This is a genomic window from Wenjunlia vitaminophila DSM 41686, assembly GCF_000380165.1.
Taxonomy (GTDB): domain Bacteria; phylum Actinomycetota; class Actinomycetes; order Streptomycetales; family Streptomycetaceae; genus Wenjunlia; species Wenjunlia vitaminophila.
Map to the genome: position 1 here is coordinate 16,709 of NZ_KB904687.1, position 23,983 is coordinate 40,691.

Here is a 23,983-nt window from a genome sequence, read left to right on the forward strand (position 1 = left end):
TGACCAACCGTGATCAGCACCGTGATACGCCTGTGACTATTGGGACAGAAGTGGCCTCTGTGGCTGTTTTTCGGTCCCAGACGGATCATCATCCCGATAGACTTTCCCCCTGGGCGCCACGCAACGTGATCCCGTGCACCGACTGGTGCCTGACGGGTCGTTGCGGCTGCCGAACGGCACGGCCAGGACACCCCCATCCCCGCCCACAGCTCGAGACACAGGCGATTCCACGGAGAGACCATTCATGTCCGAAGCCCGAACCGACACCATCGACAACCGCATGGCGGAGGCGGAAGCCGGACCCGGGAACGGCAAGCACCGCGGACCGGCCGCCGACGACTCCCAGTCGCCCGCGACCGGCCTCGGACACGGTCGGCACCGCCGACCGACCCCGGTCCAGGACCCCATGACCAGGCAGTGATGCCCGGCCGGGCAGCGGGGCCGGCCGCGAGCGCACCTCGCGACGGCGCCGCCCGACCCGGCCGGTAACCGGTAGCCGAGCAGAGGCGGTGGGTCCGGGGTTTCCCGGGCCCACCGCTTGTCGTTCACGGGGCTGTACCGGTCAGGAGTGTTCGATCAGGGTGTCGGTGAGCACCGGCGCCTCGTCGCGCTCCACCGCGGTCGCCACCACCTGCACGGCGCCGTGGCGGCGCCACATCCGCAGCCGGATGGTCTCCCCGGGGAACAGGACCCCGGCGAACCGGGTGGAGTAGCCGCGCACCCGCGCGGGGTCGCCCCCGAGTTCGGTGTCCACCACGGCCTTGAGCACGATGCCGTAGGAGCACAGACCGTGCAGGATCGGACGGTCGAATCCGGCGAGGCGGGCGAACGCGGGGTCGGCGTGCAGCGGGTTCCAGTCGCCGGACAGCCGGTAGAGCAGTGCCTGGTCCGCGCGGGTGGCCCGGTCCACGGTGCGGTCCGGCGGGAGTTGCGGGGCGGGCAGCCGGACGGAGGGGCCCCGCTCGCCGCCGAACCCGCCCTCTCCCCTGACGAAGATCTGGGTGTCCGAGGCCCACAGCGGCCCGTCGTCGTCGCTGACCTCGGACCGCAGCTCGATCACCGCGGCCTTGCCCTTGTCGTGGACGGCGGCGACCCGGCTGCTCTGCACGGCCCGCCCCCGGGCTGGGATCGGCCGGTACGCGGTGAGTCGCTGTCCGCCGTGCAGGACCGCCGCCAGGTCCACGTCAAGGCCCGGGAAGGACAGCCCGCCGTCCGCGGCCATCGCCCCGCCGGCGACGGTGCCGAAACTCGGCAGCACCTGCAGTCTGCTCTCCAGGGTGTAGCGCAGCTCGTCCGGGTCGGTGGCCGCGGCGCCGGCGCCGATCCCCAGGTGGTACAGCAGGACGTCCTTGTGGTCCCAGGTCAACTCGACCACGCGGGGCTCGGCCGCGAGCGCGGCGGCGACGTCGATCGGCATCGGCTTCCTCTCCGGCCACGGATCTCCGTGTGCCCTGGCGTGCGCGCAACGTTGCCTGTATAACGCATCGTTCCGGAGCCTGGGAAGAGCTGACCTGGCGTCAGCAAGCCGGACGGCGCCGGTACCAGGACCAAGGGACCGGCCCCCGGACGCCGATGGCGTCCGGGGGCCGGTCCGTGGTCCTGCGGAGTGGTGTCGGCCTCAGCCGCGCTGTATGCCGGAGGTGTCCTGGAGGGCTCCACGACGGCCGTCCTGGGTCTGCGCGATCAGCACGGCGCCGCGCTGCTCAACGGCCAGGTACCAGACGCCGGGGGTGAGTTCGGCGATCGGCACGGACGACGAGCCGTCCTCAGGCATCAGCGGCCGGCTGACCGGCACCGCGAACCAGAACGGGGAGAAGTCGCTCGGGCCGCCGGTGGCCGCGGGGGGCTGCGGGGCCGGAGCCTGGGCACCGGGGTAGGACGGGGCGCCACCCGCGGGCCCGGGGTAGCCGTAGCCGCCCGGCTGGCCGGGCTGGGGCTGACCGGGCTGCGGCTGGCCGGGGTAGCCGTAGCCGGCAGGCGGCTGCGGGCTCGGGTACGGCGAGCGGGGCGCGCCCATCAGCGGCGCCTGGAGTGAGGGCACCCGGGCCGCCAGGACCGCGAAGATCCCCTGCGCGAGGCCACCCACCAGCGTCAGGTACGCGCCGACACCCAACTCGGTGTGGTCGTTGAGCGACCCGAACATCTCCCCGGCGCCCTCGGGCTCCACCCAGAGGTTGGCGAACATGGACCACAGGGCGCCCCAGGCGACGAAGACCGACAGGGCGATGCCCCACTGCTCCAGGGTGAGCCCCGCGGCCTTGCGCTCCACGGGCTTGGACATCCGGGAGACCGCCAACAGCCCGGCGCCGATCAGGGCGGCGAGGTGGACGGTCGGCAGCATCGGGAAGGTGGCCGCGCTCCACGCACTTGACGTGCAGCCGTCACCGTCACAGTCCTCGATGCTGAAGAACGCCAGGAACGAGGCGATGAACAGCAGCAGCGCGGCGCCGATTACCGCGGCGTCTCCTCTAGTGAGGGAACGGATGTTCACTGATAAGTCCTTTTTGGGTCTTGGTGTCGTCGCTGTCGCCGGTACATCGGGCGCGAATGAGGCCACCATCGTACGGGTGCGGCACCAGCTTCGTACCTCGGGTACAAATCCGCAGCAAGAGCGTTACGCATCAGCCGACGAGATAACCGGAGATCCCGTCGGCGATCCCCCGGGCGACGCGCTGCCGGCCCGCCGCGCTGGCGAGCAGGTCCGCATCGGCGGAATTCCGCATATTGCCGCATTCGATGAACACTTTCGGAACTTTCGAGAGATTGAGTCCGCCCAGGTCCTGACGGACGGTCATCCCGCTGCCACCGCCGAGGTAGGTGGCGGGCGGGAGGGAAGTGGCGTCGGCGTAGTGCTCCTTGAGTTCCAGGCCGAGCCGTCGCGAGGGACCCGTGATCGCCCCGGTGTCGGCGCCCCCCGCGTCCACCGCCGCCGGCACGATCACGTGGAAACCGCGGGCGGTCGGCGAGGTGGAGCCGTCCGCGTGGATGGAGACGGCGGCGTCGGCGTGCGCCTCGTTGCCGATCCGCGCCCGCTCGTCCACGCACGGCCCCCAGGCCCGCTGCCCGAGGTGGGTGTAGGTGACCTTCGCGCCCCGCTGGTCCAGCAGGGCGCCGACCCTGCGGGCGACGTCCATGGTGAACTCCGCCTCGCTGTACCCGCGGTTGGTCGCGGTCCCGGTGGTGTCGCACTCCTTGCGGTTGGTGCCTATGTCCACCAGGCGGTTGATCTCCGCGGGGTGATCGACGTTGTGCACGTTGTGACCGGGGTCGAGAACGACCACCTTCCCGGCCAGCGGGCGACCGGCGTCCGCTTCCCGGGCGTCGTTCGTGGACTGACGGGGTGACACACTCCCCGACGGGTCCCCGCGGCCGGAGTCGGGGTCCGCTCCCTCGCGTCCCGCCTCCCTGGGCGACCGCGTCGCGTCCCCCGCCCCGGACGGCGTTGCCGCTGACCGGGTCCTCCCGGCCGGCTCACCGTCGTCGTCCACCGCTCCCCACGCCAGCCAACCCGCGAAGCAGAACGGCACCGCCGCGACTGTGACGATCAACGCTGTCCTGCCACGACGTGACTCAGAGGGCATACGCGGACCTGGCCTCCAGACCGTGTTCGTCGGCGATCGGGTTCCACAGCCGGACGAAGGACTTCTTGGCCTTGGTCGCCTTGGCGCTGCTGGACCCCCCGCGATAGTAGTCGGCGTCATGCGGGGCCCCGCCCGGGGCGCATCCCCCGTCCGCCGCGGTCGCCGCCCAGGCCGCGTACGCCCGGTCCGCGTCCGCGGAGTGGCTCCAGGCGGCGCGGAGTTCCGCGGCCGCCGCCGCGCCGCCGGACACCAGGTCGAGTTCGAGACCGTCCAGGCGGCGGACCAGGTCCTCCCTGCGGCCGGCCGCCGCGGAGAGGTCGTCGGCGGCGGCCTCCACCGCACGCGGCGAGACGCAGCCGTCCACCGCCTGGACCGCGTTGACCACCGTCTCCCGGTCGTCGGCGCTCTCCTCCAGCAGTTCGTCCACGGCCCGGGCCTGGTCACCCGCGGTGGCGGGAAGCCCGGTCGAGGGGCTGGGCGCCGCAGACGAGGCCGTGGGCCGGGACCCCTGCTCCCCGGAGGGCTGCTGACCGCGTCCGGTGGACGGGGCGGCCGACACCGAGCCGGCGGCCGCCGGGTCCCGCCCGTCGTCGTCCCGGTCCATCAGCCGGACCGCTCCGAACCCCAGGCCCACCCCGACCACCACCACGGCGACGACAACCAGCCAGGTGCGCCAGGCGCCGGAGCGCCGCGGGGGCTCGGCAAGCGGCCCCGTGCCGGGCGGCGGCGGCACCAGCCGGCCCGGGGTGAACGGGGGCCGGACGGGCGGCTGGTCGGCTGGCTGGGCGGGCGGCTGGGCAGGCGACGAGGGGCCCGGGGGCCGCGGGGGCTGGGGTGGGGGCGGGGGCGGTACCGGCCAGACCGCGGCGGGTTGGGTGGTCCGGTCGTGCGGGGACGGCGGGACCGGCGGGCCCCACGGCTCGGTGGTCCGGTGCTCGCCACGGACCCAGCCGCCCGCTCCCCCGTTCGCCCCCGGGTCCCACACCGCCGGCCCCGAGAAGTCGTTGTCCCCCACCGGTTCCCCCTGACGCCGATACCCGCTCTCGGATCGATTCTCCGTCGGAACGGGCCGGCGCGCACCGCTGTACGCCGACTCAACCGCGGCGCAGCACCCGTAGTGAGCGGGTGACCGAGACCTCGGTGAACCCGCCCCGGTCCAGGGCCCGCCGGTAGATGGCGAACGGTGCCTGCCCGCCGTCGGCGGGGTCGGGGAACACGTCGTGGATGACCAGCAGCCCGCCGGGCGCCAGGTGCGGGGTCCAGCCCCGGTAGTCCGCGTCGGCGTGCTCCTCGGTGTGCCCCCCGTCGATGAAGACCAGCCCGAGGGGCTTCGCCCAGACCGCCGCGACCTGCGGCGACCGTCCGACCACGGCGATGACGTGCTCCTCCAGGCCCGCCCGGTACAGGGTGCGGCGGAAGGTCGGCAGGGTGTCCATCCGCCCGACCCGCGGATCGACCAGGCCGGGGTCGTGGTACTCCCAGCCGGGTTGCTGCTCCTCGGAGCCGCGGTGGTGGTCCACGGTGACCGCGACCGTGCCGGCGTCCCGGGCCGCGGCGGCCAGCAGGACGGTGGAGCGTCCGCAGTAACTGCCCACCTCCAGCAGCGGCAGGCCCGACCGGGCGGCGGTGACGGCGGCGGCGTACAGGGCGAGCCCCTCGTCCTCGGGCATGAACCCCGGTGCGGCGAGGAACGCCTCGCGCACCGCGGGGGCCGGGACCGGCCCGGTCGGCCGCTCGTTCACCGGCACCGCTCCGACTCGCAGCCGCTGTCCCGCGGGGCCAGTCCGACCGGCAGCGTCCCCCCGCCGAAGACCGTGGTGGTGGCGTGGTCCCCGCCGAGCGCGGCGACCGCGAGGAGCAGCGCGCCCGCGGTCCACGAGGTGCGTTCCTCCGGCCACACCGCGTCGTCCGGGTAGACGTACCCGGTCCAGTACATCCCGTCCTCCGCCCGCAGGTGCTGTATCCAGCGCAGGATCAGCTCCGCCCGGTCCGGCTCGCCCACCGCCCACAGGGCCAGGGCGAGTTCCGCGCTCTCCCCGCCGGTCACCCAGGGCCGGTCGGCCACGCAGCGCACCCCGAGGCCGGGGACCACGAAGCGGTCCCAGTCGGCGGCGATCCTGCGGTGCGCCTCGGCGCCGCGCAGCACCGTGCCGAGCACCGGGTAGTACCAGTCCATGGAGTAGCGGCCCTTGTCCAGGAACCGCTCGGGGTGGGCCAGTACCGCGTGGCCGAGCCGGCCGGTGGCCAGTTCCCAGTCGAGCTGCGGCTGTTCGCGGTGCTCGGCAACGGCCAGGGCGCAGCGCAGCGCCTGGTAGATGCTGGAGCAGCCGGTGAGCAGCGCCTCGTCGGGCACGGTGCCGTCCGGGGCCCTCCGCCAGGCGATCTGTCCGCCGGGGGCCTGGAGGCCGAGGACGAACTCGACGGCCGCGTACAGGTACGGCCAGACCCAGTCCAGGAAGGCCTCGTCGGAGGTGGACAGGTAGTGGTGCCAGGCACCGACGGCGAGGTAGGCGCAGAAGTTGGCCTCCCGGGCACGGTCGGTGGGTTGGCCGTCGGTGTAGGCGGCGTACCAGGAGCCGTCGGGGTTCTGGTTGTCCGCCAGCCAGCGGTAGGCGGCCTCGGCCCGGTCGTGTTCGCCCGCGACGTCCAGCGCCATGGCGGACTCCACGTGGTCCCAGGGGTCGAGGTGGCCCCCGGCGAACCAGGGGATGGCGCCGTCGGGGCGCTGGATGGCGGTGATGCCGCGGACGGTGGCGGCGATCTGTTCCGCGGTGAGTATCCCGGGGCGTTCCAACGGCGCGGACCCGTGGCCCGGCCCGCGCGGCGGTCGGGGCCGGCTCACCGGGAGACCGCCTCGGTGGGCAGGTGCGGCTTGGCGGCGTAGGCCACGAAACTCTTGCCGATCAGCGGGTTGAGGGCCTGCTCGGCGATCCGGGTGGCGACGGGGCGTTTGACGATGTCCCAGACGAGCAGTTTGTGGTAGGCCCGGACCGGCAGGGCCTGGTCGTTGTCCACGCCGAAGGCGCACTTGAGCCACCAGTACGGGGAGTGCAGTCCGTGGGCGTGGTGGGTTCCGTAGGGCTCGAGGCCCGCCCCGCGCATCCGCTCCAGCAGTTCGTCGCCGCGGTAGATGCGGATGTGGCCGCCCTCCACCTCGTGGTAGGCGTCGGAGAGCAGCCAGCAGATCTGCTCGGGGAGCCAGCGGGGCACGGTGACCGCGATCAGGCCGCCGGGGCGTAGCACCCGGACCATCTCGGCGAGCACGCCCTTGTCGTCGGGGATGTGCTCCATCACCTCGGAGATGATCACGCGGTCGAAGGTCTCGTCGGGGAACGGCAGGGCCAGCGCGTCGCCCTCGACGGCGGTGGCCCTGGCCCCGGCGGGTGCCTCGCCCTCGGCGTCCATCGCGGCGAACCAGCGGGCGACCTCGCGGACCTCGTCGCTGTTGCGGTCCAGGGCGACGACCCGGGCTCCGCGGCGGTAGCACTCGAAGGCGTGGCGGCCGGCGCCGCACCCGAGGTCGAGCACCTGGTCGCCCGGGGCGAGCGGGAAGCGGGAGAAGTCCACGGTCAGCACGGGGGCTCTGCTTTCTTCTGGACGTGCGCGGTCCTGGGCGGGGTCGGGGGGATCACGGGTCAGGGTGCGCGACGGGCTCGGGCGGCTCGACCTGCTCGGGAGGGGGCGGCGGCGATGGCCCTGCGGTAGTGCTCCACGGTGCCGCGGGCGGCCCGTTCCCAGGTGAACCGGGCCAGTACTCGTTCCCGTCCGGCCGCACCGAGCCGGCGGCGCAGCTCCGCGTCGCCGAGCAGCCGGCCGAGTGCGGCGGCCAGCGCGCCCGCGTCTCCTGGCGGGACGGCCAGGCAGGTCTCGCCGTCCGGGCCCGCCACCTCGGGGATGGCGCCGCCGGTGGTCGCCACCAGCGGGGTTCCGGTGGCCATCGCCTCGGCGGCGGGCAGCGAGAAGCCCTCGTACAGGGACGGCACGCAGGCGACCTGCGCGCCGCGGAGCAGCGCGACCAGCTCCTGGTCGCTGATGCCGGTGACGAACTCCACGGCGTCCTCGAGGCCGTAGCGCTCCAGGGCGGTGGCGACCGGGCCACCGGCGGCGTGCCTGCCGACCACCACCAGGTGCGCGTCGGGGTGTTCGGTGCGCAGTTTGGCCATCGCCTCGACGAGGTGCACCAGTCCCTTGAGCGGCACGTCGGCGCTGGCCGTGGTGACGATGCGGCCCGGTGTGGTGGGGACCGCCGGGTCCGGGGAGAACAGGGCGGTGTCGGCGCCGATGGGCACCACGTGGACCCGGCGGGCGGGCACCTGGAGGTCGTCCACGATCTCCCGGCGGGAGGAGGCGGAGACGGTGAGCACCGACGGCAGCCGGTGGGCCACCCGCCGCTGCATCCGGGTGAACCCGTACCAGCGGCGCACCGACAGCCGCTGCTGCCAGTCGGTCGCGGCCCGCAGGGCCAGCCTCCGGTCCACGGTGATCGGGTGGTGGACGGTGGTGACGAGGGGGAACCCGAGCCGTTCGAGACCCAGCAGGCCGTAGCCGAGGGTCTGGTTGTCGTGGACCACGTCGAAGGCGCCGCGCCGTGCGGCCAGGTGGCGGAGGGCGCGCAGGCTGAACGTGAGCGGTTCTGGGAAGCCCGCGCTCATCATGACGGCGACCTCGAGCAGGTCGATGGCGTCCCGGTACTCGTGCCGCGCCGGTACCCGGAACGGGTCGGGCTGGCGGTACAGGTCGAGGCTGGGCAGTTCGGTGAGACGGAGCGTCCCCGGGCCGACGTCCTGGTCGAGCACCGGGTAGGGCTGGGCGCCGATGACCTCGACGTGGTGGCCGAGCCTGGCCAGCTCCCGGGAGAGGTGGCGGACGTAGACGCCCTGTCCTCCGCAGTGGGGGTTCCCCTTGTAGGAGAGCAACGCCACGCGCAGCGGCGTGTCGTCGGAGCCGGGGCTGGTCGGTCGCACGGGCTCGGGCCCGATGGCCTGCGCGGCCTCAGCGGTCACTCGCGGGCCCCCTTCTCATGCGGTCCAGCGGGAGCGTATCCGCTCCCCCCAGGTTGGAACACGTTTCAGATTCGGGCCGCGACGGCCCCTCAGAAGATACCCGCCACAGGATTCCCCACAGCCCCGGGGATGGGTGACGCACGCCACGCCGGGCGCGCGATCGGACCGCCTGGGCGCGTGGGGCACCGGGCTCGCCGGGCCGCCGCGCTAGTCTGGAACACGTTCCAGGAACCGGTGTCGCCACTGCCGTCCTGCCACCACGCGCCGCGCGCCACGGTTCGCGGACGGAAGCCGTTGAAGTGGGACGGATGACCACGAAGACCAACTCAACACTGACGGAACGTCAGGAACAGAGACGCCGCCGCATCCTCCAGGTCAGCGCGCACCTCGCCAACCGGGGCGGCTTCGAGGCCGTCCACATGCGGGAGGTCGCCGAGCTGTCCGGCGTGGCCCTGGGCACGCTGTACCGCTACTTCCCCTCCAAGGTGCACCTGCTGGTCGCCATCATGCAGGAGCAGCTCCAGCAGATGCACGAACGGCTGCGCAGGCGCCCGCCCGACGCCGGGGACCCGGCGGCGGCCGTCGCCGAGACGCTGACCCGCGCCTTCCGGGGAATGCAGCGCGAACCCCGTCTCGCAGAAGCGATGGTGCGGGCGTTGACCTTCGCCGACCGTTCGGTCAGCGCCGAGGTGGACACGGTGAGCCGACTGACCACGGCCATCGTGCTGGACGCGATGGGCCTCACCGGACCGCCCACGGCGGAGCAGCTCTCCGTGGTCCGCGTCATCGAACACACCTGGCACTCGACGTTGATCGCCTGGCTGTCGGGACGTGCCTCGATCGCGCAGGTCACGGTGGACATCGAGACGGTCTGCCGGTTGGTCACGCCGTCCCGGCCGAACCCCTGAGCCGTTGGTCGGCCGCAGGCCCCGCACACCGGACGGTCCGGACTCGGACGCCCGGGAGCCGGACGGTCGGGAGCCGGTCGGGCCCTCGCGCGTCAGCCGGTCCACGGGGCCGGCGCCGGGCTCAGTCGTCCGGCGGGAACACCAGCTCGCCGCTGTCGGCGCGCCGCAGCGCGATGGCCTCCACCGGGCAGGTCTCGGCGGCGTTGAGCACCGCCTCCTCGGCGTCCACCTCGGCGTGCCGGGGCTCGGCCTTGTTGGACGCACCGAGCTGGAACCACTCGGGAGACGACCCGGCGCACAGGCCCGAGCCGATGCAGATCGAGTGGTCTACCTCCACCTTCCAGCGGTCACCCATCAGCCGTTCCTTTCCCTGCGTGGTCGGCGGCTCACTGGAGCCGTTTCTACTCCTGCCGCGAGGAGGATGCCTCGAGCCGGACCGCTGACGAACGGCGCGGCGCCCGCGGGGAGTCGGGGAGGCGCCACGGAGGGACCGGGCGACGGATGGCCGGCACCCGACACCTGGCACACCCCCCGGAAGCGGAACACCAGTACAGTGGCCCTGACAAGTTCACACGTTCATCCGTGCCCCAGCAGGAGAAGCCGGTGGGATTCCGGCACTGACCCGCAACCGTGTACCGGCGCCGCAGCCGCGTCAGCCGGGCAGTCGGAACGCCTGCTGGGACACGAGCGGCTTTCGGGTACGGCAGTCGCCCTGCCCACCCGGCACCGTCGAGGTATACGGAGCTGAGCCCGGTGCTTCGCCCCGACGCGTCCCACCTGTCCCCAGGTGCGGGCGCGTCGGCGCGTCGGCGGCGGTGCCCGGCATTGACCGCACTGAAAGGCATCTGCCGACATGTCCCGCCCGCCCCTGCCCCCCCAGCACCGAGACCGGCGACGCCCGTGGGGAACCGGTCCCCTGCGCGGACGCCCGCTCCGCCCGGGCCCGGCACGCCGCGCCGCGACCGTCCTCGCTCCCCTGCTGGTCGCGGGCTCCCTGGCCGCCGCGACGCCGACCGCCCACGCCGCCCCCTCCCCTAAGCCCCCGGCGACCACCGACCCCGCCCTGTACGGGTCCATGGACCCCACCTTCGACGGGGTGTGGCGGCAGTCCTACGCGTTGCTCGCCCTGGACACCGCCGGGGTGAAGCCCGCGCAGGAAACGGTGGACTGGCTGGTGGAGCAGCAGTGCGCCGACGGCGGCTTCACCGCGTTCCGCGCGGACGTCGCCCGGCCGTGCGTCGCCAAGGCCCAGGACACCAACGCCACCGCCGCCGCGGTGCAGGCCCTGGTCGCCCTCGGCGGGCACGACGCCGAGGTGGACCGGGCGACGGCCTGGCTGCGCACCGTGCAGAACAAGGACGGCGGTTGGTCCTTCAACCCGGGGAACCCCAGCGACACCAACTCCACCTCCGTGGTCATCGGCGCCTTCGCCGCCGCGGGCACCGACCCGGCGAAGGTGACCAAGGCCGGCAAGGACCCCTTCGACGCGCTGCTGGGCTGGCAGCTCGGCTGCTCCGCGCGGGCCGCGGACCGCGGGGCCTTCGCCTACCAGCCGGACGACAAGGGCACGCTCTACGCCAACGACAGCGCCACCGCGGCGGCGGCGCTCGCCGCGTACGGCAGGGGGCTCCCGGTGCGCCTCGCCGACGTCGCCGAGTACCACAAGGAGCGGAAGGTCCAGGGCGACCTCGACTGCGCGGGGGCGGACCGGGACCGTGCGCTGGCCCCGCCGGCCGCGGCGGACCTCGCCATCGAGTACCTGGCCCGGCGGATGTCAGCCAACGGCTGGCACCTGGACTCCCCGCAGAAGGGCGCGGGACCGGACTTCAGCACCACGGTGCACGCCGGTCTCGCCCTGGCGGCCAGCTACCGGACCGGCCCCGCGGACAGCGTGCTGAACTGGCTCGGCCGGGAGGCCGACGAGTGGGCCAAGGGCCAGCCGGCCGCCCTGGCCGAGCTGATCCTGCTCTCCCGGGCGACCGGCCACAACCCCCGCGAGTTCGCCGGCGGCGACCTGGTCACCCAACTCGTCAACCTGGGCCCCGAGCCGACGTCCGACCCCGCGGAGAAGACCACGAAGCCCGAGGGGAAGGACCAGGCCGCCGCGGACGAGGACGACGGCGACAGCGGCGGGCTCAGCGTCTGGCTGACCGTGGGCATCGGACTGCTCGTCGGGATCGGCGGCGGGTTCCTGATCAGCATGCGCAGGAAGCGGGGCTGATGCGTCGCCCACCCCGCGCCGCCACCGCGGTGCTCCTCGGGTTGCTGCTCACGGCGCTCGCGGTGCTCGCCGCGGGCCCCGCGCACGCCACCGGGTACCGGTACTGGTCGTTCTGGCACGCGGACGGGGACGGCTGGACCTACGCCCAGCAGGGACCCGGATCGGCGCGGCCCGACGACGGGTCCGTGGACGGCTGGCGGTTCGCGATCAGCGAGGACCGCGCCAGTGAGGCCAAGACGCCCCGGGGGGCCGCGAACTTCAACGCGATCTGCGCCGACACCCCGGCCGTGTCCGGCCGCAAGCGGGTGGCGCTGGTCATCGACTTCGGCACCGCGGGCGACGCCCCGGACGGCCGGCAGCCGCCACCCCAGCGCACCGCGTGCGCCGTGGTCGGCCGGAACGCCACGTCGGCCGACGCCCTCGCCGCGGTCGCCGGGCCGCTGCGCTACGACTCCCACCTGCTGCTGTGCGCCATCGCCGGCTACCCGAAGTCGGGCTGCGGGGAGACCGTGTCGGGCCGGGACCCGGCCGCGTCCGCCTCGTCGGAGGCGCTCGACGGGACGGACGACTCGGACGGCCTGAGCGTGGGGCTCTGGGTCGGTCTGGCGGTGGTGGTCGCCCTGGGCTCGGCCGCGGTGTGGCAGAGCCGCCGTCGCCGGTCCTGATGGCCAGGCGGCCCGCCCTGCACGCGGGGGCGTGGTGGTTGTGGGCCCTCGGGCTCGCCGCCGCCGCGTCCCGCACCACCAACCCGCTGCTGCTGCTCCTGCTGCTCGCGGTCGCCGGGTACGTCGTCGCCGTCCGCAGGACCGACGCGCCCTGGGCGTTCTCGTTCGCCGCGTACGTGCGGTTCGGGGCGCTGGTCCTGGCCATCCGGCTGGTCTTCGCGACGCTGCTGGGTTCCCCACTGCCCAGCGTCACCGTGCTGTTCACCCTCCCCGAGGTGCCGCTGCCCGAATGGGCCCAGGGGGTGCGCATCGGTGGTCCGGTGGCCGCCGAGGGCCTGCTCTTCGCCCTCTACGAGGGGCTGAAGCTGGCCGTGCTGCTGATCTGCGTCGGCTCGGCGAACTCCCTGGCGAACCCGGCGCGGCTGCTGCGCTCACTGCCGGGCGCCCTCTACGAGGCCGGGGTGGCGGTGGTGGTGGCGATGACGTTCGCGCCCCACCTGGTCGCCGACGTGCAGCGGCTGCGCACCGCCCGGCGGCTGCGCGGACGCAACGACCGGGGCGCGCGCTCGGTGCTCCAGGTCGCCCTGCCGGTGCTCGAGGGCGCCCTGGAACGCTCCCTGGCGCTGGCCGCCGCCATGGACACCCGCGGATACGGGCGGGCCGCTCCGGTGCCGGCCGCGGTGCGGCACACCACCTCCGTCCTCGTCCTGGGGGGCCTGCTCGGGGTGTGCCTCGGCACCTACGGGCTCCTCGCCGACCAGCGGGACCTGTTCGGGCTGCCGGTGCTCGCCGTGGGGCTCGCCGCGGCGACCGCCGGACTCGCGCTCGGCGGGCGGCGGGCGGTCCGCACCCGGTACCGGCCCGACCCGTGGGGCGTCAGGGAGTGGCTGGTCTCCGGGTCGGGACTGGCCGTGGCGGGGCTGCTGATCTGGGCAGGACGGCACCAGCCGGACGCCCTGCACCCGCAGACCGTCCCGGTCACCGCGCCCTCCCTGCCCCTGCTCCCGGCCGCGTTCGTGCTGCTCGGCCTGGTCCCCGCGGTGGCGGCACCCGCGCCCGCGCGGGCCCCGCGCCCCCACGGCGACCCCGACCGGGGCGCCCGCCGGGCCACCCGTCACCCCGTCCCCGGGAACGACTCCGAGAAGGGCCACCGCCCGTGATCCACTTCAACCAGGTCTCCGTCGTCTACGCCGATGCCCGGACCCCGGCCCTCGACGGGGTGGACCTGACCGTGCCCGAGGGCGAGCTGTGCCTGCTCGTCGGCCCCTCCGGGGCGGGCAAGTCCACCCTGTTGGGCGCCGTCAGCGGGCTCGTCCCCCACTTCACCGGCGGCACCCTGCACGGCACGGTCACCGTGGACGGGCGGGACACCCGCACCCACCGGCCCCGGGAACTGGCCGACCTGGTGGGCACCGTGGGGCAGGACCCGCTGGCCCACTTCGTCACCGACACGGTGGAGGACGAACTCGCCTACGGCATGGAGTCGCTGGGCATCGCCCCGGACACCATGCGCCGCCGGGTGGAGGAGACCCTGGACCTGCTGGGCCTCGCCGACCTGCGCCACCGTCCGCTGTCGACCCTCTCCGGGGGCCAGCAACAGCGCGTCGCCATCGGGTCGGTGCTCACCCCGCACCCCAAGGTCCTGGTCCTGGACGAACCCACCTCGGCGCTGGACCCGGCCGCCGCCGAGGAGGTCCTGTCGGTGCTGCAACGCCTCGTCCACGACCTGGGCACCACCGTGCTGCTGGCCGAACACCGCCTGGAACGGGTCGTGCAGTACGCCGACACCGTGGTGCTGCTGCCCGGCCGGGGCCGGCCCCCGGTCATCGGGTCCCCCGCCGAGGTCATGGCCGTCTCCCCGGTCCACCCCCCGGTGGTCGGCCTCGGCCGCGCCGCCGGCTGGTCGCCCCTGCCGCTGTCGGTGCGCGACGCCCGGCGCCGCGCCTCGGAGCTGCGCGCCCGGCTCGTCGGGGAACCCCCGGCGAGCCGGGCCGCCGAGGCGGCCGAGCCGGTCGCCGAGCCGGTGGCCACCGTGACCTCCCTCGGGGTCCTGCGGGGAACCGTGCCGGCCCTGGACGGCGTCACCCTCGGCCTGTCCCGCGGGGAGGTCGTGGCGCTGATGGGGCGCAACGGCGCCGGCAAGTCCACCCTGCTCCGGACCCTGGTCGGGCTGCACAAGCCCACGTCCGGCCGGGTCACCGTCGGTGGCGTCGTCCCGCACCGGACGCCGGCCACCGAACTGACCCGCCGGGTCGGCCTCGTTCCCCAGGACCCCCGCGACCTGCTCTACGCGACCACGGTCCGCGGCGAGTGCGCCAACGCGGACGTCGATGCGGGGGCCGCCCCCGGCACCTGCCGGGACCTGGTCCTGCGCCTGCTCCCCGGCATCGACGACGACGTCCACCCCCGGGACCTGTCCGAAGGCCAACGACTGGTCCTCGCGCTAGCGGTGGTGCTGACCGCGCGTCCCCCGCTGCTGCTGCTCGACGAGCCCACCCGCGGCCTGGACTACGCCGCCAAGGCCCGCCTAGTGACGGTGGTCCGCGAACTCGCCGAGCAGGGCCACACCACCGTGCTGGCCACCCACGACGTGGAGCTGGCGGCGGAACTCGCCGATCGGGTGGTGATCCTGGCCGACGGCGAGGTGGTCGCCGACGGCCCGACCGCGGACGTGGTCACCTCGTCCCCGGCGTTCGCCCCCCAGGTGGCCAAGGTGCTGCACCCCCAGCCGTGGCTCACCGTGCACCAGGTGGAACGCGCGCTGGGGGCGGCGTCGTGAGCCCGGCGGCGGCGCGCCCACCGGAACGGGAACCCGGCACGGGCGGCCCCGCGCCCCGCGGGGCGCGGCAGGTGCGACCGGTGCGCCTCGGGGCGCGTTCCGTCGTCGCCCTGCTGCTGGTCAGCGCCGTCGGGGTGGCCGCGTTCTGCTGGCCGCTGCTCGCCGACCCCCAGTCCAGCCTCGCCCACTCCGCCGACGCGCCCTGGCTGTTCGCGGCGCTCCTCCCGCTGCTGCTCGGGGTGGTGGTGGCGCAGATATCCGACGGCGGCATGGACGCCAAGGCGGTCGCCCTGCTCGGGGTGCTCTCGGCCGTCGGTGCCGCGCTGCGTCCCCTGGGCGCCGGCACCGCGGGCCTGGAGCCGATGTTCTTCCTGATGGTGCTCTCCGGGCGGGTCCTCGGCCCGGGCTTCGGGTTCGTCCTCGGCGCCGTGTCGATGTTCGCGTCGGCGCTGCTCACCGGCGGGGTGGGCCCGTGGATGCCGTTCCAGATGCTCAGCATGGGCTGGGTGTCGATGGGCGCCGGCCTGCTCCCCGGGCCGCACACGCTGCGCGGACGGGGGGAGTTGGCGCTGCTCGCCGGCTACGGGGTGGTCTCCTCGGTGCTGTACGGCACCGTCATGAACCTCCAGGGCTGGCCCTACCTGGCCGGGATGAGCAGTTCCCTGTCGTTCCACCCCGGCGACCCGGTCGGCGACAACCTGGTGCGCTTCGCGGCCTACTGCCTGACCACGTCGCTGGGTTGGGACCTGCCCCGGGCCGCGCTCACCGCCGTGCTCACCTTCACCCTCGGCCCGCCCCTGCTGCACGCCCTGCGCCGGGCCACCCGCCGCGCGGCCTTCGACGCACCGGTGCGGTTCCGGCCGGCCACCCCGGGCACGGGCGGGGACCAGGACCGGCCCGCGCCCGGAGGCGGAACGCCCTAGCTGGGCTTCGAGCTGTGCGCGCGGGTCCGCTCACCGGTCGCGCCCGGTGCGGACGGCTCCGCGGCGTCGTGGCGCCCCGTGCCCTGGCGGACGACCCTGGCCCGCGTCGCCGTGGCATCCGACGGTTCCCCGCCCGTCCCGGCACCGGTGCCGGGCCCGTCCGCGACTGGCCCGTCCTCGGCGTCGTCGTCCCCGTCGTCCTCCGCGGGTCCGTCACCCGCGGGGCGGTCCCGGTTCGACGCGCGCTGGTCCGACTCCCGTTCCTGCGGCTGGCCCCGGCGCGGCGTGCCCTCGGGCGCCGTGCTCGGCTGCGACCCGTTGGCCTGCGACCCGCTCGGCTGCGACCCGCCGTCCGGTCGGGGCACGCTCTCGTCCATCGCCCGCACCGGCTGCGGCAGCGGCAGCGGCAGGACCGGTGTGGTCCCCGCAGTGGCCGCCTTCTCCCTGGTCAACGGCGAGGTGCCGGTCAGCGCGTACAGCAGGCCGAGGCCGCAGAGCACCACGGCCACCCCGCCGACCGCGTCGAGCACGTAGTGGTTGGCGGTGCCGACGATGACGAACGTGGTCATCAACGGGTACATCAGGCCGAGCACCCGCAGCCACAGGTACGGGGAGAGCACCATGATGATCAGGCCGCACCACAGCGCCCAGCCGACGTGCAGCGACGGCATCGCCGCGTACTGGTTGGACAGCTTGGTGAAGGCGCCGAACTCGGGCTTGGACAGGTCCACCGTCCCGTGCACCGTGTCGATGTAGCCCAGGCCGGGCATCAGCCTCGGGGGTGCCAGCGGGTACAGCCAGAACCCGATCAGGCCGAGCAGGGTGGCGAACCCGAGGGAGGAGCGGGCCGCCCGGTACATGGTGGGCCGACGTACGTACAACAGCGCGAGCAGGACCAACGGCACCAGGAAGTGGAACGTTGAGTAGAAGAAGTTCACGCTGCTCTCGAGCCAGGGCAACTCCACCACCCGGTGGTTGAGCCAGTGCTCGACGTCGAGGAACAGCGCACCCTCGATGTCCAGCACCTGCCGGCCGTTCGCCTCCGCGACGTGGCGCTGGTCCGGGACGGAACCGCGGACGAAGGAGTACACCCAGTAGCCGACGCGGATCACCAGCAGTTCGAGCAGCAGGTTGGGCCGGTGCAACGGGCGCCGCCACGCGGGCACCAGCGGAATCCGCCGGTAACGCGTCACCACGCCGGGCGCGAACTCCGTGGGGATCGGCCGGTCCCACAGCGCGGAACGACGGCTGACGAACGGAACGACGCAGGCCCCGAGGAGTGCCGCGGTCAACGGCACGTTCTCCGAGACGACACCGAGCGCGGATATGTTCGGCACCAGCCACTCGCCGCCGGCCGTCATCACCAGGATCACGAACACCGGCCACACCAGCCGGTCCGACTTGTGCCGACCGACCCTGCCGACCGCAGCGAGCAGGATCCACAACTGCTGGTGCTGCCAGGCGACCGGGGACACCGCCACCGCGACACACCCGGTGAGCGCGGCGGCCAGGAGGACCTGTCCGTCCTTGGCGCACCAGGCAGCACGGCGCAGCCCGACCACCGCGACCAGACCGGCTGCCACGCCGAACAGCAGCAACTCGCCCGGCCCCTGCAGTCCGATCCGCAGCAGCATCCCGTGCAGGGACTGGTTGGACACACCGTCCGCCGGGGCGCCGAGCCCGGCTCCGGCCACGTGGTGCACCCAGTAGGTGGCCGAGTCACCGGGCAGCGCGGCCCAGGCCAGGGCGGTGCAGCCCAGGAAGGTCCCCCCGGCGACGAGCGCGGCCCTGCGCCGCCCCACCAGCCACAGCAGCACCGCGAACAGCAGCACCACGGGTTGCAGGGCAGCCGCGAGGCCGATCAGGGCCCCGGCCTGGCGGCGGGGTGTCGCGGGCAGGCAGCCGACCAGCACCAGCAGCACCGGAAGGATGCTCATCTGCCCGAGGGCGAAGGTGTTGCGGACCGGGAGCGACAGCACCAGCACGCTGACCACCACGGGTGCCGCCAGGGTCGCGGTGCGCGACGATATGGGCCCGGGCAGGGCCCTGGCCACAACCAGTCCCAGGGCGACCACCAGCAGCAACGTCCCCAGCGTCCAGAACACGCCGAGGCTGTCCTCGGCCGCCCCGGTCAGGGGTTTGAGCACCAGCCCGGAGAACGGGGTCCCGGTGAACTTGTCGTGGTCGTACAGGCCGCCCCGGAAGTGCAGGACGCCGTTGGGACCGATCCAGGTCTCCAGGTCGGTGAGCCGCTCGTCCGGGGGCAGCCGCAGTACCGAGGCCGCCTGGCGCGCGGCCAGCAGCAGGGCGACGAGCCACAGGCCGGCCAGCGTCATGACGGTGCGCGAACCCCGCAGGTCCCCCAGGCCGCGTCCTCCTGCGTTCGTCATGTGCCGCTGCTCTCCCTCTCTCCGCTCGTGGCGCCGCGTGCGTCCTTGCGGCACGCCTTGTGTCTCGCGTACCCACCGGCTCCGGCGCCCACGACAGCCGACTCGGACCGGCTGGGTCGTCCCGCCGGCCCACCGGCCGGGGCCCGGGGCCCGGGGCCCGGCGGGCGCCCCACGGAGGTGGACGCGGCTCGCCCGGCCGTCGCCTGACCAGCGCCGCGAAACGACCCAAGGGATGAGAATCGCACATCCATACTTAGCTGGCTGACGGCCGGGGTAGGGCAAGATGGTCCGCATGAGTGTGGTGAAGATCAACGTACTCACGGTGCCGGCCGAGCAGCGCGAGACGCTGGAACAGCGGTTCGCCGCCCGCGCGGGCGCCGTGGAGAACTCCGACGGCTTCGAGCACTTCGAGTTGCTTCGCCCGATCGAGGGAACCGACACGTACCTGGTGTATACCCGCTGGCGCAGCGAGGAGGACTTCCAGAAGTGGATGTCCCAGGCGATGGGGCCGGCCCACGGCGGGGGCCCGTCCGGCGGCGGGGGCGCCCCGGCAGGCGGTGCGCACGGCGGCGACGGCCGGCAGCGACCGGCCGCGACCGGGTCCACCCTGTGGTCGTTCGAGGTGGTCCAGCAGGCCACGGCGAAGGGCGACTGAGCCGCGCCCCAGCGCCGGGCACCCGGCCGACGCACGTGAACCGGCCGCGGCAAGGCGCACGTCCCCCTGCACGTGCACCGCTCGCCGACGGCGGTGTGGCCGCCGCGGTCAGGCGCTCCCCGGCGGTCAGCGGTCCCGCGGGTGCGGCAGGTGCTGCGGCTGCGGGCGGTCCGCGTCGTCCCCGCAGAGCTGCGGACTGAGCCGGTCCAGGAGCATGGACAGGTCCCGGTAGCGGCCGGGGTCCCAGTCGCCGAGCAGTTCCGCGAGCGCCTCCCGGCGGGCGTGCACCAGGCGGTCGGCCACCTCCCTGCCCGCGGCGGTGAGCACGAGTTGGTTGCCGTCGCGGTCCGCGAGGTGCCGCTCCTCCAACTGCCGCGTGGCGTCGCTGAGCACCTCGAGCGACACCTTGGCGTGCTCGGCGAGCAGGACCGGGTCCGTGGCGCCGTAACGGTTGATCCGCAGGACCAGCCAGGCCGCTGCCGGAAGCAGGTCGAGGCCGGCGAGGTGGGTGATCCTGACGTAGAGGTCGTGGCGCCCCTGGCGGGTGCCGAGCAGGGACAGGCCGCGGGCGACCTCGTCGAGCGAGGAGCGTTCCACCGGGTTGGTTCCGATGGTCTCCCCCGGCTCCGGCGCGCGCACCGTCTCGCGCAGGGGTTCCTGCTTCAGGAACCACGCCACCAGGAAGGCGAACGCGGCGATGGGCATCGCCCAGAAGAAGACGCTGGAAATGGAGACCGCGTAGGCGTGCAGCACCGCCGCGCGCACGTCCGCGGGGAGCTCGGCGACGGCCCTCGGGTCGCCCCTCACCCGGGACGCGAAGCCCGGCGGCAGCGTCCGGCCGGCCAGGGCCCTGCCCAGCTCGGTGCCGAGCCGGTTGGCGAAGATGGTGCCGAACACCGACACCCCGAACGACGCGCCGATGGAGCGGAAGAACGTCGCCCCCGAGGTGGCCACGCCCAGGTCCTGGTAGTCCACGGTGTTCTGCACGATCAGCACCAGGACCTGCATCACCAGGCCGAGGCCGAAGCCGAGGACGAAGAAGTACCCGCTCATCTCCGCCGTGCCGCTGTTCTCGTCCAACATGCTCAGCAACAGCAGCCCGACCGCGGTGACCGCCGTGCCGGCCAGCGGGAACTCCCGGTACCTGCCGGTCCTGCTGACGACCTGCCCGGAGCCGATGGAGGCGATGAGGATGCCGCCGACCATCGGCAGCATGCGCACCCCGGACATGGTGGGCGACACGCCGTGCACCACCTGCAGGAAGGTCGGGAGGAAGGTGAGGGCTCCGAACATGGCGAAGCCGACCACGAAGCCGATCACCGAGCACAGGCTGAACGTCCGGTTGCGGAACAGTCCCAGGGGGATCACCGGCTCCGCGGCCCGACGTTCCACCAGGACGAAGCCCACCAGCAACAGCGCGCCGAGGACGGCGAGCGCGACGATCCGCCAGGACGCCCAGGGCCAGGTCACCCCACCGAGTGAGGCCATGAGGACCAGGCTGGTGGCGACGGAGGCGATCAACACAGTGCCCAGGTAGTCGATCTGGTGTTCGGAACGGCGGACCGGAACGTGCAGCGCCGCGGCGATGACGGCCAGGGCGACCACGCCGACGGGCAGGTTGATGTAGAACACCCAACGCCAGCTCAGGTGGTCCACGAAAAGCCCGCCGAGCAGCGGGCCCAACACGCTGGTGAACCCGAAGACGGCACCGAACACGCCCTGGTAGCGGCCTCGGTCCCGCGGCGCCACCAGGTCTCCGACGATGGCCATGGACAGCACGATCAGGCCCCCGCCGCCCAGCCCCTGCAGGGCCCGGAAGGCGATCAGCTCGCCCATGTTCTGGGACTGGCCGCACAGCGCGGAACCGATCAGGAAGATGACGATCGAGCCCTGGAACAGCAGCTTCCTGCCGTACATGTCCCCGAGCTTCCCCCACAGCGGGGTGGCGGCGGTCGCCGCGAGCAGGTAGGCGGTGACCACCCAGGACAGGTGGTCAAGGCCACCGAGGTCACTGACGATGGTCGGCAGCGCCGTGGAGACGATGGTCTGGTCCAGGGCCGCGAGCAACAGGCCGAGCAGCAGCGCGGTGAGGGGAACCCAGATCCCCTTCGAACGGGACGCCCGTCCGTCGCCGAACACGTCGTCCGCGGGTTCGTCCTCCGACCCGCCGTTCCCACCGTTCCCACCTGAGCCGCCGTCTCCATCGTTCCCACCGCCACGGCCACGGCCGCCGCCGCGCGGACCGGCTCCGCGGGTCGCCCACCCCCTCCGGCCCGGAGGGCCGCCCAGGTCCGTCCCGGAGAGCCCGGTGGCACCGGACGGCCCCGCACCGGGTGGCCCGGGAACGTCCGCGGCGGCCCGCGGCGCCGTGTGCTGCGCCATGGCCTGACTCCTCGGTCTCCTGACTGGTCCTCCCCGGCGCGCGGAGGGATGCCGGCCACGGGTACCACTTACGGCAACGACGAAACCTCCATGGGATGATCTCGTGGACTCGAGGTGCCGAAACGGGGCAGAGCCCGAGGAACCACCTGCGGGACGGCGATGCGTTTCTGCATAATCGGTGGCCGATCGAGCGGAACGGACTTTCGCTCGCGGGCCGGTAGCGCCCGCGCACGCGAACTCGCCGCACCGCGGACAGACGCTCCGCGGGAACATTCCACGAGAAGGGGACCACCGGTGGCGGCAGAACAGTGCTCGGTGTGTGGGGCAGGCGTTGGTGCTGACGGTCTGATGATGTGCGACTGCGCGCCGCGCACGGCCGAGGAGGCGGTTGCGGCGGCGTTCGACGCCTTCCGCCCCACACGGGTGCGGCCCTACCTCGCCTCCCACGACCCCGCTGCCTCCCCCGACGACCCGGCGGACGCCCCGGCCGGGCACCCCCGCCCCGGCCCGCCGCCCAGGCGCGACCAGTTCCTCGACCAGCCGGGCGACGGGGCCTTCCCCTCCCCCGGCCCGGCGCCCGCGCCCGCGCCCAGCGGCCGGCACGCGCACACCGGCGGGCCCAAGGCCGAGGACGTGGAGCTGTTCGAGGACGAGCCGTCGACCGACCCGACCACACCGGTGCCCGCGGTCCGCGCCGCCGGCCGCCCGCGGGGGCGCGGCTCCGGCCGCAGGCACACGGACAAGCGCAAGGTGGCCGCGGTCGTGGTGGTGGCCGCCGCACTGAGCCTGGGGATCGTGGCGTTCGCCAGCGGCTCCGACGGGACCGGGCAGGGCGACGAGGGCGCCCTGCCCGTGCCCAGCGGAGCCGCGCCCGGCACCACGGAACCGGACACCGCTTCCGGTCCCGCGTCGCCCTCGGCCTCCTCGTCGGGCCGCTCGCCCTCGGCGTCCTCGGCCCCGTCGTCGGCCAGCGGCAGCCCCACGTCCGAACGCAGCAAGCGGGCCAAGGCCTCCAACGAACCCACCCGGGCCGAGGGCGACCTCACCGAACGCCCCGCCCCCAGCGCCAGCCCCTCCGAGAGCGGCGACCCGGACGGGGGAAGCGACGGGGGGAGCAGCGGCGGCAGCGAGGGACCGCAGAGCCCCTCGGCCGGCTCACCCGTGCTGCGGCAGGGGGACAGCGGTTCTGGCGTGCTGGAACTCCAGCAGCGCCTCAAGCAGATACCGTTCGTCTACGTGCTCGGTGACGAGGACGGCGTCTACGACGAAGCCGTCACCCGGGCCGTCCGCGACTACCAGCGCAGCCGTGACGTCAGCGGGGACCCCAGCGGCGTCTACGGCCCTAACACCCGCCGCGCCCTGGAGTCCGAGACCTCCGCCTGACGGTCGGCCAGCCCGTTCCCATCGTCCTCCGGTTCGGCGGGGGACGGCCCTCCCCCGTGCCCCCCGTGCCCGGCCGGTGAACGCCCCCACCGGCCGGGCACCGTTCTCGCGCGCCCGGGCCCCTGGTTCGTTCGGGTCCGGCGGTGCTACTTTGTATAGCGCAGGAACAAACTTGGTTCCGCGCCTCGCCCCGACCACCCCGGGAGCCTCGCCACCTGGCAGTGGGAGCCCCGGAGGGCACTGAGGCGCGGAACCAACCGCTCTTCCGCGCAAGGAGTTCCAGATGACCGAGCTGACCGCCCGCGCCGTTCTCCTGGACATGGACGGCACGCTCGTCAACTCCGACGCCGTGGTGGAGCGGTGCTGGCGCCGCTGGGCCGTCGGGGTCGGACTCGACCCGGAGGTCGTGCTCGGTGTGGTGCACGGGCGCCAGGGCCACGAGTCGATGGCCCTCCTGCTGCCCGAGCGCTCCATGGAGGAGAACCTCGCGGACAACGCCGAGATGCTGGTCCAGGAGACCAACGACACCGAAGGAGTGGTCCCGGTGCCGGGCGCGGCAGCCCTCCTCGCCGCCCTGAACGGGTTGCCCCACGCGCTGGTCACCTCGGCCAACGTGCCGCTGATGCGGACCCGGATGAGCGCCAGCGGACTCCCGCTGCCCGACGTCCTGGTCACCGCGGAGTCGGTCAGCGCGAGCAAGCCCCACCCGGAGGGCTTCCTCAAGGGCGCCGCCGAGCTCGGTTTCAGCCCGCAGGAGTGCGTGGTCTTCGAGGACGCCCCGGCCGGCATCGCGGCGGCCCACGCGGCGGGCATGCGGGTCGTAGGGGTGGGGCCGAGGGCCGCCACCGGGCCGCTGACCCCCGCCGTCACGGTGCGGGACCTGGAGCAGGTGCTGCTGACCGCCGACGCGGACACCGGGCTCCTGCGACTGGCGTTCCGTCACTGACGGCCGGTTGCCGGCGGGGCTGACCGGCGCTCCACAACGCCGCCTAGGGCCTGTCTGATAAGTAGCGTCGTCCGCCCGGAGGGCGGGGGTCGCGGCGTCTGGTGCGTGCGATCGCAAGGCGGAGGGTCGTCCTCGTACTGGGCGTAC

General features: G+C 74.0%; 21 protein-coding genes. 10 read left to right on the forward strand and 11 right to left on the reverse strand.

Features of this window, described 5'->3' with window-relative positions; translation table 11 throughout:
- The first annotated feature begins 244 nt into the window (after positions 1 to 244).
- Positions 245 to 421, forward strand: a complete 177-nt coding sequence (locus A3IG_RS34605; protein ID WP_018385186.1) for a hypothetical protein — start codon at positions 245 to 247, stop codon at positions 419 to 421.
- Between the two features lie 141 nt (positions 422 to 562).
- Here the strand turns inward: A3IG_RS34605 and A3IG_RS0119060 are convergent, their stop codons facing one another.
- From A3IG_RS0119060 to A3IG_RS0119095, 8 genes are all read right to left on the reverse strand, one after another.
- Positions 563 to 1,417, reverse strand: coding sequence for a MaoC/PaaZ C-terminal domain-containing protein (locus A3IG_RS0119060; RefSeq protein WP_018385187.1), 855 nt, complete (start codon positions 1,415 to 1,417; stop codon positions 563 to 565).
- A 201-nt stretch (positions 1,418 to 1,618) separates the two neighbouring features.
- Positions 1,619 to 2,491 carry a DUF5336 domain-containing protein gene (locus tag A3IG_RS0119065; RefSeq protein WP_018385188.1) on the reverse strand — a complete coding sequence of 291 codons (873 nt, stop codon included), beginning with the start codon at positions 2,489 to 2,491 and terminating at the stop codon, positions 1,619 to 1,621.
- A gap of 130 nt (positions 2,492 to 2,621) precedes the next feature.
- Positions 2,622 to 3,581, reverse strand: coding sequence for an N-acetylmuramoyl-L-alanine amidase (locus A3IG_RS0119070; protein WP_040911896.1), 960 nt, complete (start codon positions 3,579 to 3,581; stop codon positions 2,622 to 2,624).
- Positions 3,571 to 4,596 carry a hypothetical protein gene (locus A3IG_RS32015; RefSeq protein ID WP_018385190.1) on the reverse strand — a complete coding sequence of 342 codons (1,026 nt, stop codon included), beginning with the start codon at positions 4,594 to 4,596 and terminating at the stop codon, positions 3,571 to 3,573. Before A3IG_RS32015 ends, A3IG_RS0119070 begins: the two co-directional genes overlap by 11 nt.
- Before the next feature lie 79 nt (positions 4,597 to 4,675).
- On the reverse strand, positions 4,676 to 5,251 hold the full coding sequence (locus A3IG_RS0119080) for a class I SAM-dependent methyltransferase (RefSeq protein ID WP_078500675.1): 576 nt from the start codon (positions 5,249 to 5,251) through the stop codon (positions 4,676 to 4,678).
- Between the two features lie 68 nt (positions 5,252 to 5,319).
- Positions 5,320 to 6,360 carry a prenyltransferase gene (locus tag A3IG_RS0119085; protein WP_051087558.1) on the reverse strand — a complete coding sequence of 347 codons (1,041 nt, stop codon included), beginning with the start codon at positions 6,358 to 6,360 and terminating at the stop codon, positions 5,320 to 5,322.
- A 59-nt stretch (positions 6,361 to 6,419) separates the two neighbouring features.
- The gene (locus A3IG_RS0119090) at positions 6,420 to 7,157 is read right to left on the reverse strand and encodes a class I SAM-dependent methyltransferase (RefSeq protein ID WP_018385193.1); all 738 of its coding nucleotides are present in this window, start codon (positions 7,155 to 7,157) and stop codon (positions 6,420 to 6,422) included.
- 59 nt (positions 7,158 to 7,216) lie between these two features.
- Positions 7,217 to 8,584 (reverse strand): glycosyltransferase family 4 protein, encoded by a 1,368-nt coding sequence (locus A3IG_RS0119095; protein ID WP_018385194.1) that lies wholly within the window; start codon positions 8,582 to 8,584, stop codon positions 7,217 to 7,219.
- Positions 8,585 to 8,892: 308 nt separating this feature from the next.
- On the opposite strand from A3IG_RS0119095, the gene A3IG_RS0119100 reads away from it, so the two are divergent.
- Positions 8,893 to 9,492, forward strand: a complete 600-nt coding sequence (locus tag A3IG_RS0119100) for a TetR family transcriptional regulator (RefSeq protein WP_018385195.1) — start codon at positions 8,893 to 8,895, stop codon at positions 9,490 to 9,492.
- A gap of 121 nt (positions 9,493 to 9,613) precedes the next feature.
- Here the strand turns inward: A3IG_RS0119100 and A3IG_RS0119105 are convergent, their stop codons facing one another.
- On the reverse strand, positions 9,614 to 9,847 hold the full coding sequence (locus tag A3IG_RS0119105; RefSeq protein ID WP_018385196.1) for a ferredoxin: 234 nt from the start codon (positions 9,845 to 9,847) through the stop codon (positions 9,614 to 9,616).
- 498 nt (positions 9,848 to 10,345) lie between these two features.
- Here A3IG_RS0119105 and A3IG_RS0119110 point away from each other — a divergent pair, with 498 nt between their 5' ends.
- From A3IG_RS0119110 to A3IG_RS30430, 5 genes are read left to right on the forward strand one after another with little or no spacing between them, the layout of a single operon-like run.
- Positions 10,346 to 11,713 (forward strand): prenyltransferase/squalene oxidase repeat-containing protein, encoded by a 1,368-nt coding sequence (locus A3IG_RS0119110; RefSeq protein WP_018385197.1) that lies wholly within the window; start codon positions 10,346 to 10,348, stop codon positions 11,711 to 11,713.
- Positions 11,713 to 12,378: an SCO2322 family protein gene (locus A3IG_RS0119115; RefSeq protein ID WP_018385198.1), complete on the forward strand. Its 666-nt coding sequence runs from the start codon at positions 11,713 to 11,715 to the stop codon at positions 12,376 to 12,378. Before A3IG_RS0119110 ends, A3IG_RS0119115 begins: the two co-directional genes overlap by 1 nt.
- Entirely contained in the window at positions 12,378 to 13,538 is a 1,161-nt protein-coding gene (locus A3IG_RS30425) for an energy-coupling factor transporter transmembrane component T (RefSeq protein ID WP_078500689.1), read from the forward strand. The genes A3IG_RS0119115 and A3IG_RS30425 overlap by 1 nt, the downstream gene beginning before the upstream one ends.
- Positions 13,535 to 15,157 (forward strand): ABC transporter ATP-binding protein, encoded by a 1,623-nt coding sequence (locus A3IG_RS0119125; protein ID WP_018385200.1) that lies wholly within the window; start codon positions 13,535 to 13,537, stop codon positions 15,155 to 15,157. Before A3IG_RS30425 ends, A3IG_RS0119125 begins: the two co-directional genes overlap by 4 nt.
- Positions 15,154 to 16,080, forward strand: a complete 927-nt coding sequence (locus A3IG_RS30430) for an ECF transporter S component (RefSeq protein ID WP_051087557.1) — start codon at positions 15,154 to 15,156, stop codon at positions 16,078 to 16,080. Before A3IG_RS0119125 ends, A3IG_RS30430 begins: the two co-directional genes overlap by 4 nt.
- Here A3IG_RS30430 and A3IG_RS30435 read toward each other — a convergent pair.
- A complete protein-coding gene (locus tag A3IG_RS30435; protein WP_018385202.1) occupies positions 16,077 to 18,470 on the reverse strand; it encodes a bifunctional glycosyltransferase 87/phosphatase PAP2 family protein in 2,394 nt (797 codons plus the stop codon). The two genes, A3IG_RS30430 and A3IG_RS30435, sit on opposite strands and share 4 nt — an antisense overlap.
- Before the next feature lie 292 nt (positions 18,471 to 18,762).
- Here A3IG_RS30435 and A3IG_RS0119140 point away from each other — a divergent pair, with 292 nt between their 5' ends.
- Positions 18,763 to 19,125: an antibiotic biosynthesis monooxygenase family protein gene (locus A3IG_RS0119140; RefSeq protein WP_026220421.1), complete on the forward strand. Its 363-nt coding sequence runs from the start codon at positions 18,763 to 18,765 to the stop codon at positions 19,123 to 19,125.
- A 126-nt stretch (positions 19,126 to 19,251) separates the two neighbouring features.
- On the opposite strand, the gene A3IG_RS0119145 is transcribed toward A3IG_RS0119140, so the two are convergent.
- Positions 19,252 to 21,507, reverse strand: coding sequence for an MFS transporter (locus tag A3IG_RS0119145; RefSeq protein ID WP_018385204.1), 2,256 nt, complete (start codon positions 21,505 to 21,507; stop codon positions 19,252 to 19,254).
- Between the two features lie 294 nt (positions 21,508 to 21,801).
- On the opposite strand from A3IG_RS0119145, the gene A3IG_RS32020 reads away from it, so the two are divergent.
- A complete protein-coding gene (locus tag A3IG_RS32020; protein WP_157862362.1) occupies positions 21,802 to 22,890 on the forward strand; it encodes a peptidoglycan-binding domain-containing protein in 1,089 nt (362 codons plus the stop codon).
- Between the two features lie 283 nt (positions 22,891 to 23,173).
- Positions 23,174 to 23,836: an HAD-IA family hydrolase gene (locus A3IG_RS0119155; protein ID WP_018385206.1), complete on the forward strand. Its 663-nt coding sequence runs from the start codon at positions 23,174 to 23,176 to the stop codon at positions 23,834 to 23,836.
- Positions 23,837 to 23,983 lie beyond the last annotated feature (147 nt).

Bases quoted from the DNA above. Each gene is read 5' to 3' on its own strand.
- A3IG_RS34605 (WP_018385186.1), top strand. From the start codon at position 245: ATGTCCGAAGCCCGAACCGACACCATCGACAACCGCATGGCGGAGGCG.
- A3IG_RS0119060 (WP_018385187.1), bottom strand. From the start codon at position 1,417: ATGCCGATCGACGTCGCCGCCGCGCTCGCGGCCGAGCCCCGCGTGGTC.
- A3IG_RS0119070 (WP_040911896.1), bottom strand. From the start codon at position 3,581: ATGCCCTCTGAGTCACGTCGTGGCAGGACAGCGTTGATCGTCACAGTC.
- A3IG_RS0119080 (WP_078500675.1), bottom strand. From the start codon at position 5,251: ATGCCCGAGGACGAGGGGCTCGCCCTGTACGCCGCCGCCGTCACCGCC.
- A3IG_RS0119100 (WP_018385195.1), top strand. From the start codon at position 8,893: ATGACCACGAAGACCAACTCAACACTGACGGAACGTCAGGAACAGAGA.
- A3IG_RS0119105 (WP_018385196.1), bottom strand. From the start codon at position 9,847: ATGGGTGACCGCTGGAAGGTGGAGGTAGACCACTCGATCTGCATCGGC.
- A3IG_RS0119110 (WP_018385197.1), top strand. From the start codon at position 10,346: ATGTCCCGCCCGCCCCTGCCCCCCCAGCACCGAGACCGGCGACGCCCG.
- A3IG_RS0119115 (WP_018385198.1), top strand. From the start codon at position 11,713: ATGCGTCGCCCACCCCGCGCCGCCACCGCGGTGCTCCTCGGGTTGCTG.
- A3IG_RS30425 (WP_078500689.1), top strand. From the start codon at position 12,378: ATGGCCAGGCGGCCCGCCCTGCACGCGGGGGCGTGGTGGTTGTGGGCC.
- A3IG_RS30435 (WP_018385202.1), bottom strand. From the start codon at position 18,470: ATGACGAACGCAGGAGGACGCGGCCTGGGGGACCTGCGGGGTTCGCGC.
- A3IG_RS0119140 (WP_026220421.1), top strand. From the start codon at position 18,763: ATGAGTGTGGTGAAGATCAACGTACTCACGGTGCCGGCCGAGCAGCGC.
- A3IG_RS0119145 (WP_018385204.1), bottom strand. From the start codon at position 21,507: ATGGCGCAGCACACGGCGCCGCGGGCCGCCGCGGACGTTCCCGGGCCA.
- A3IG_RS0119155 (WP_018385206.1), top strand. From the start codon at position 23,174: ATGACCGAGCTGACCGCCCGCGCCGTTCTCCTGGACATGGACGGCACG.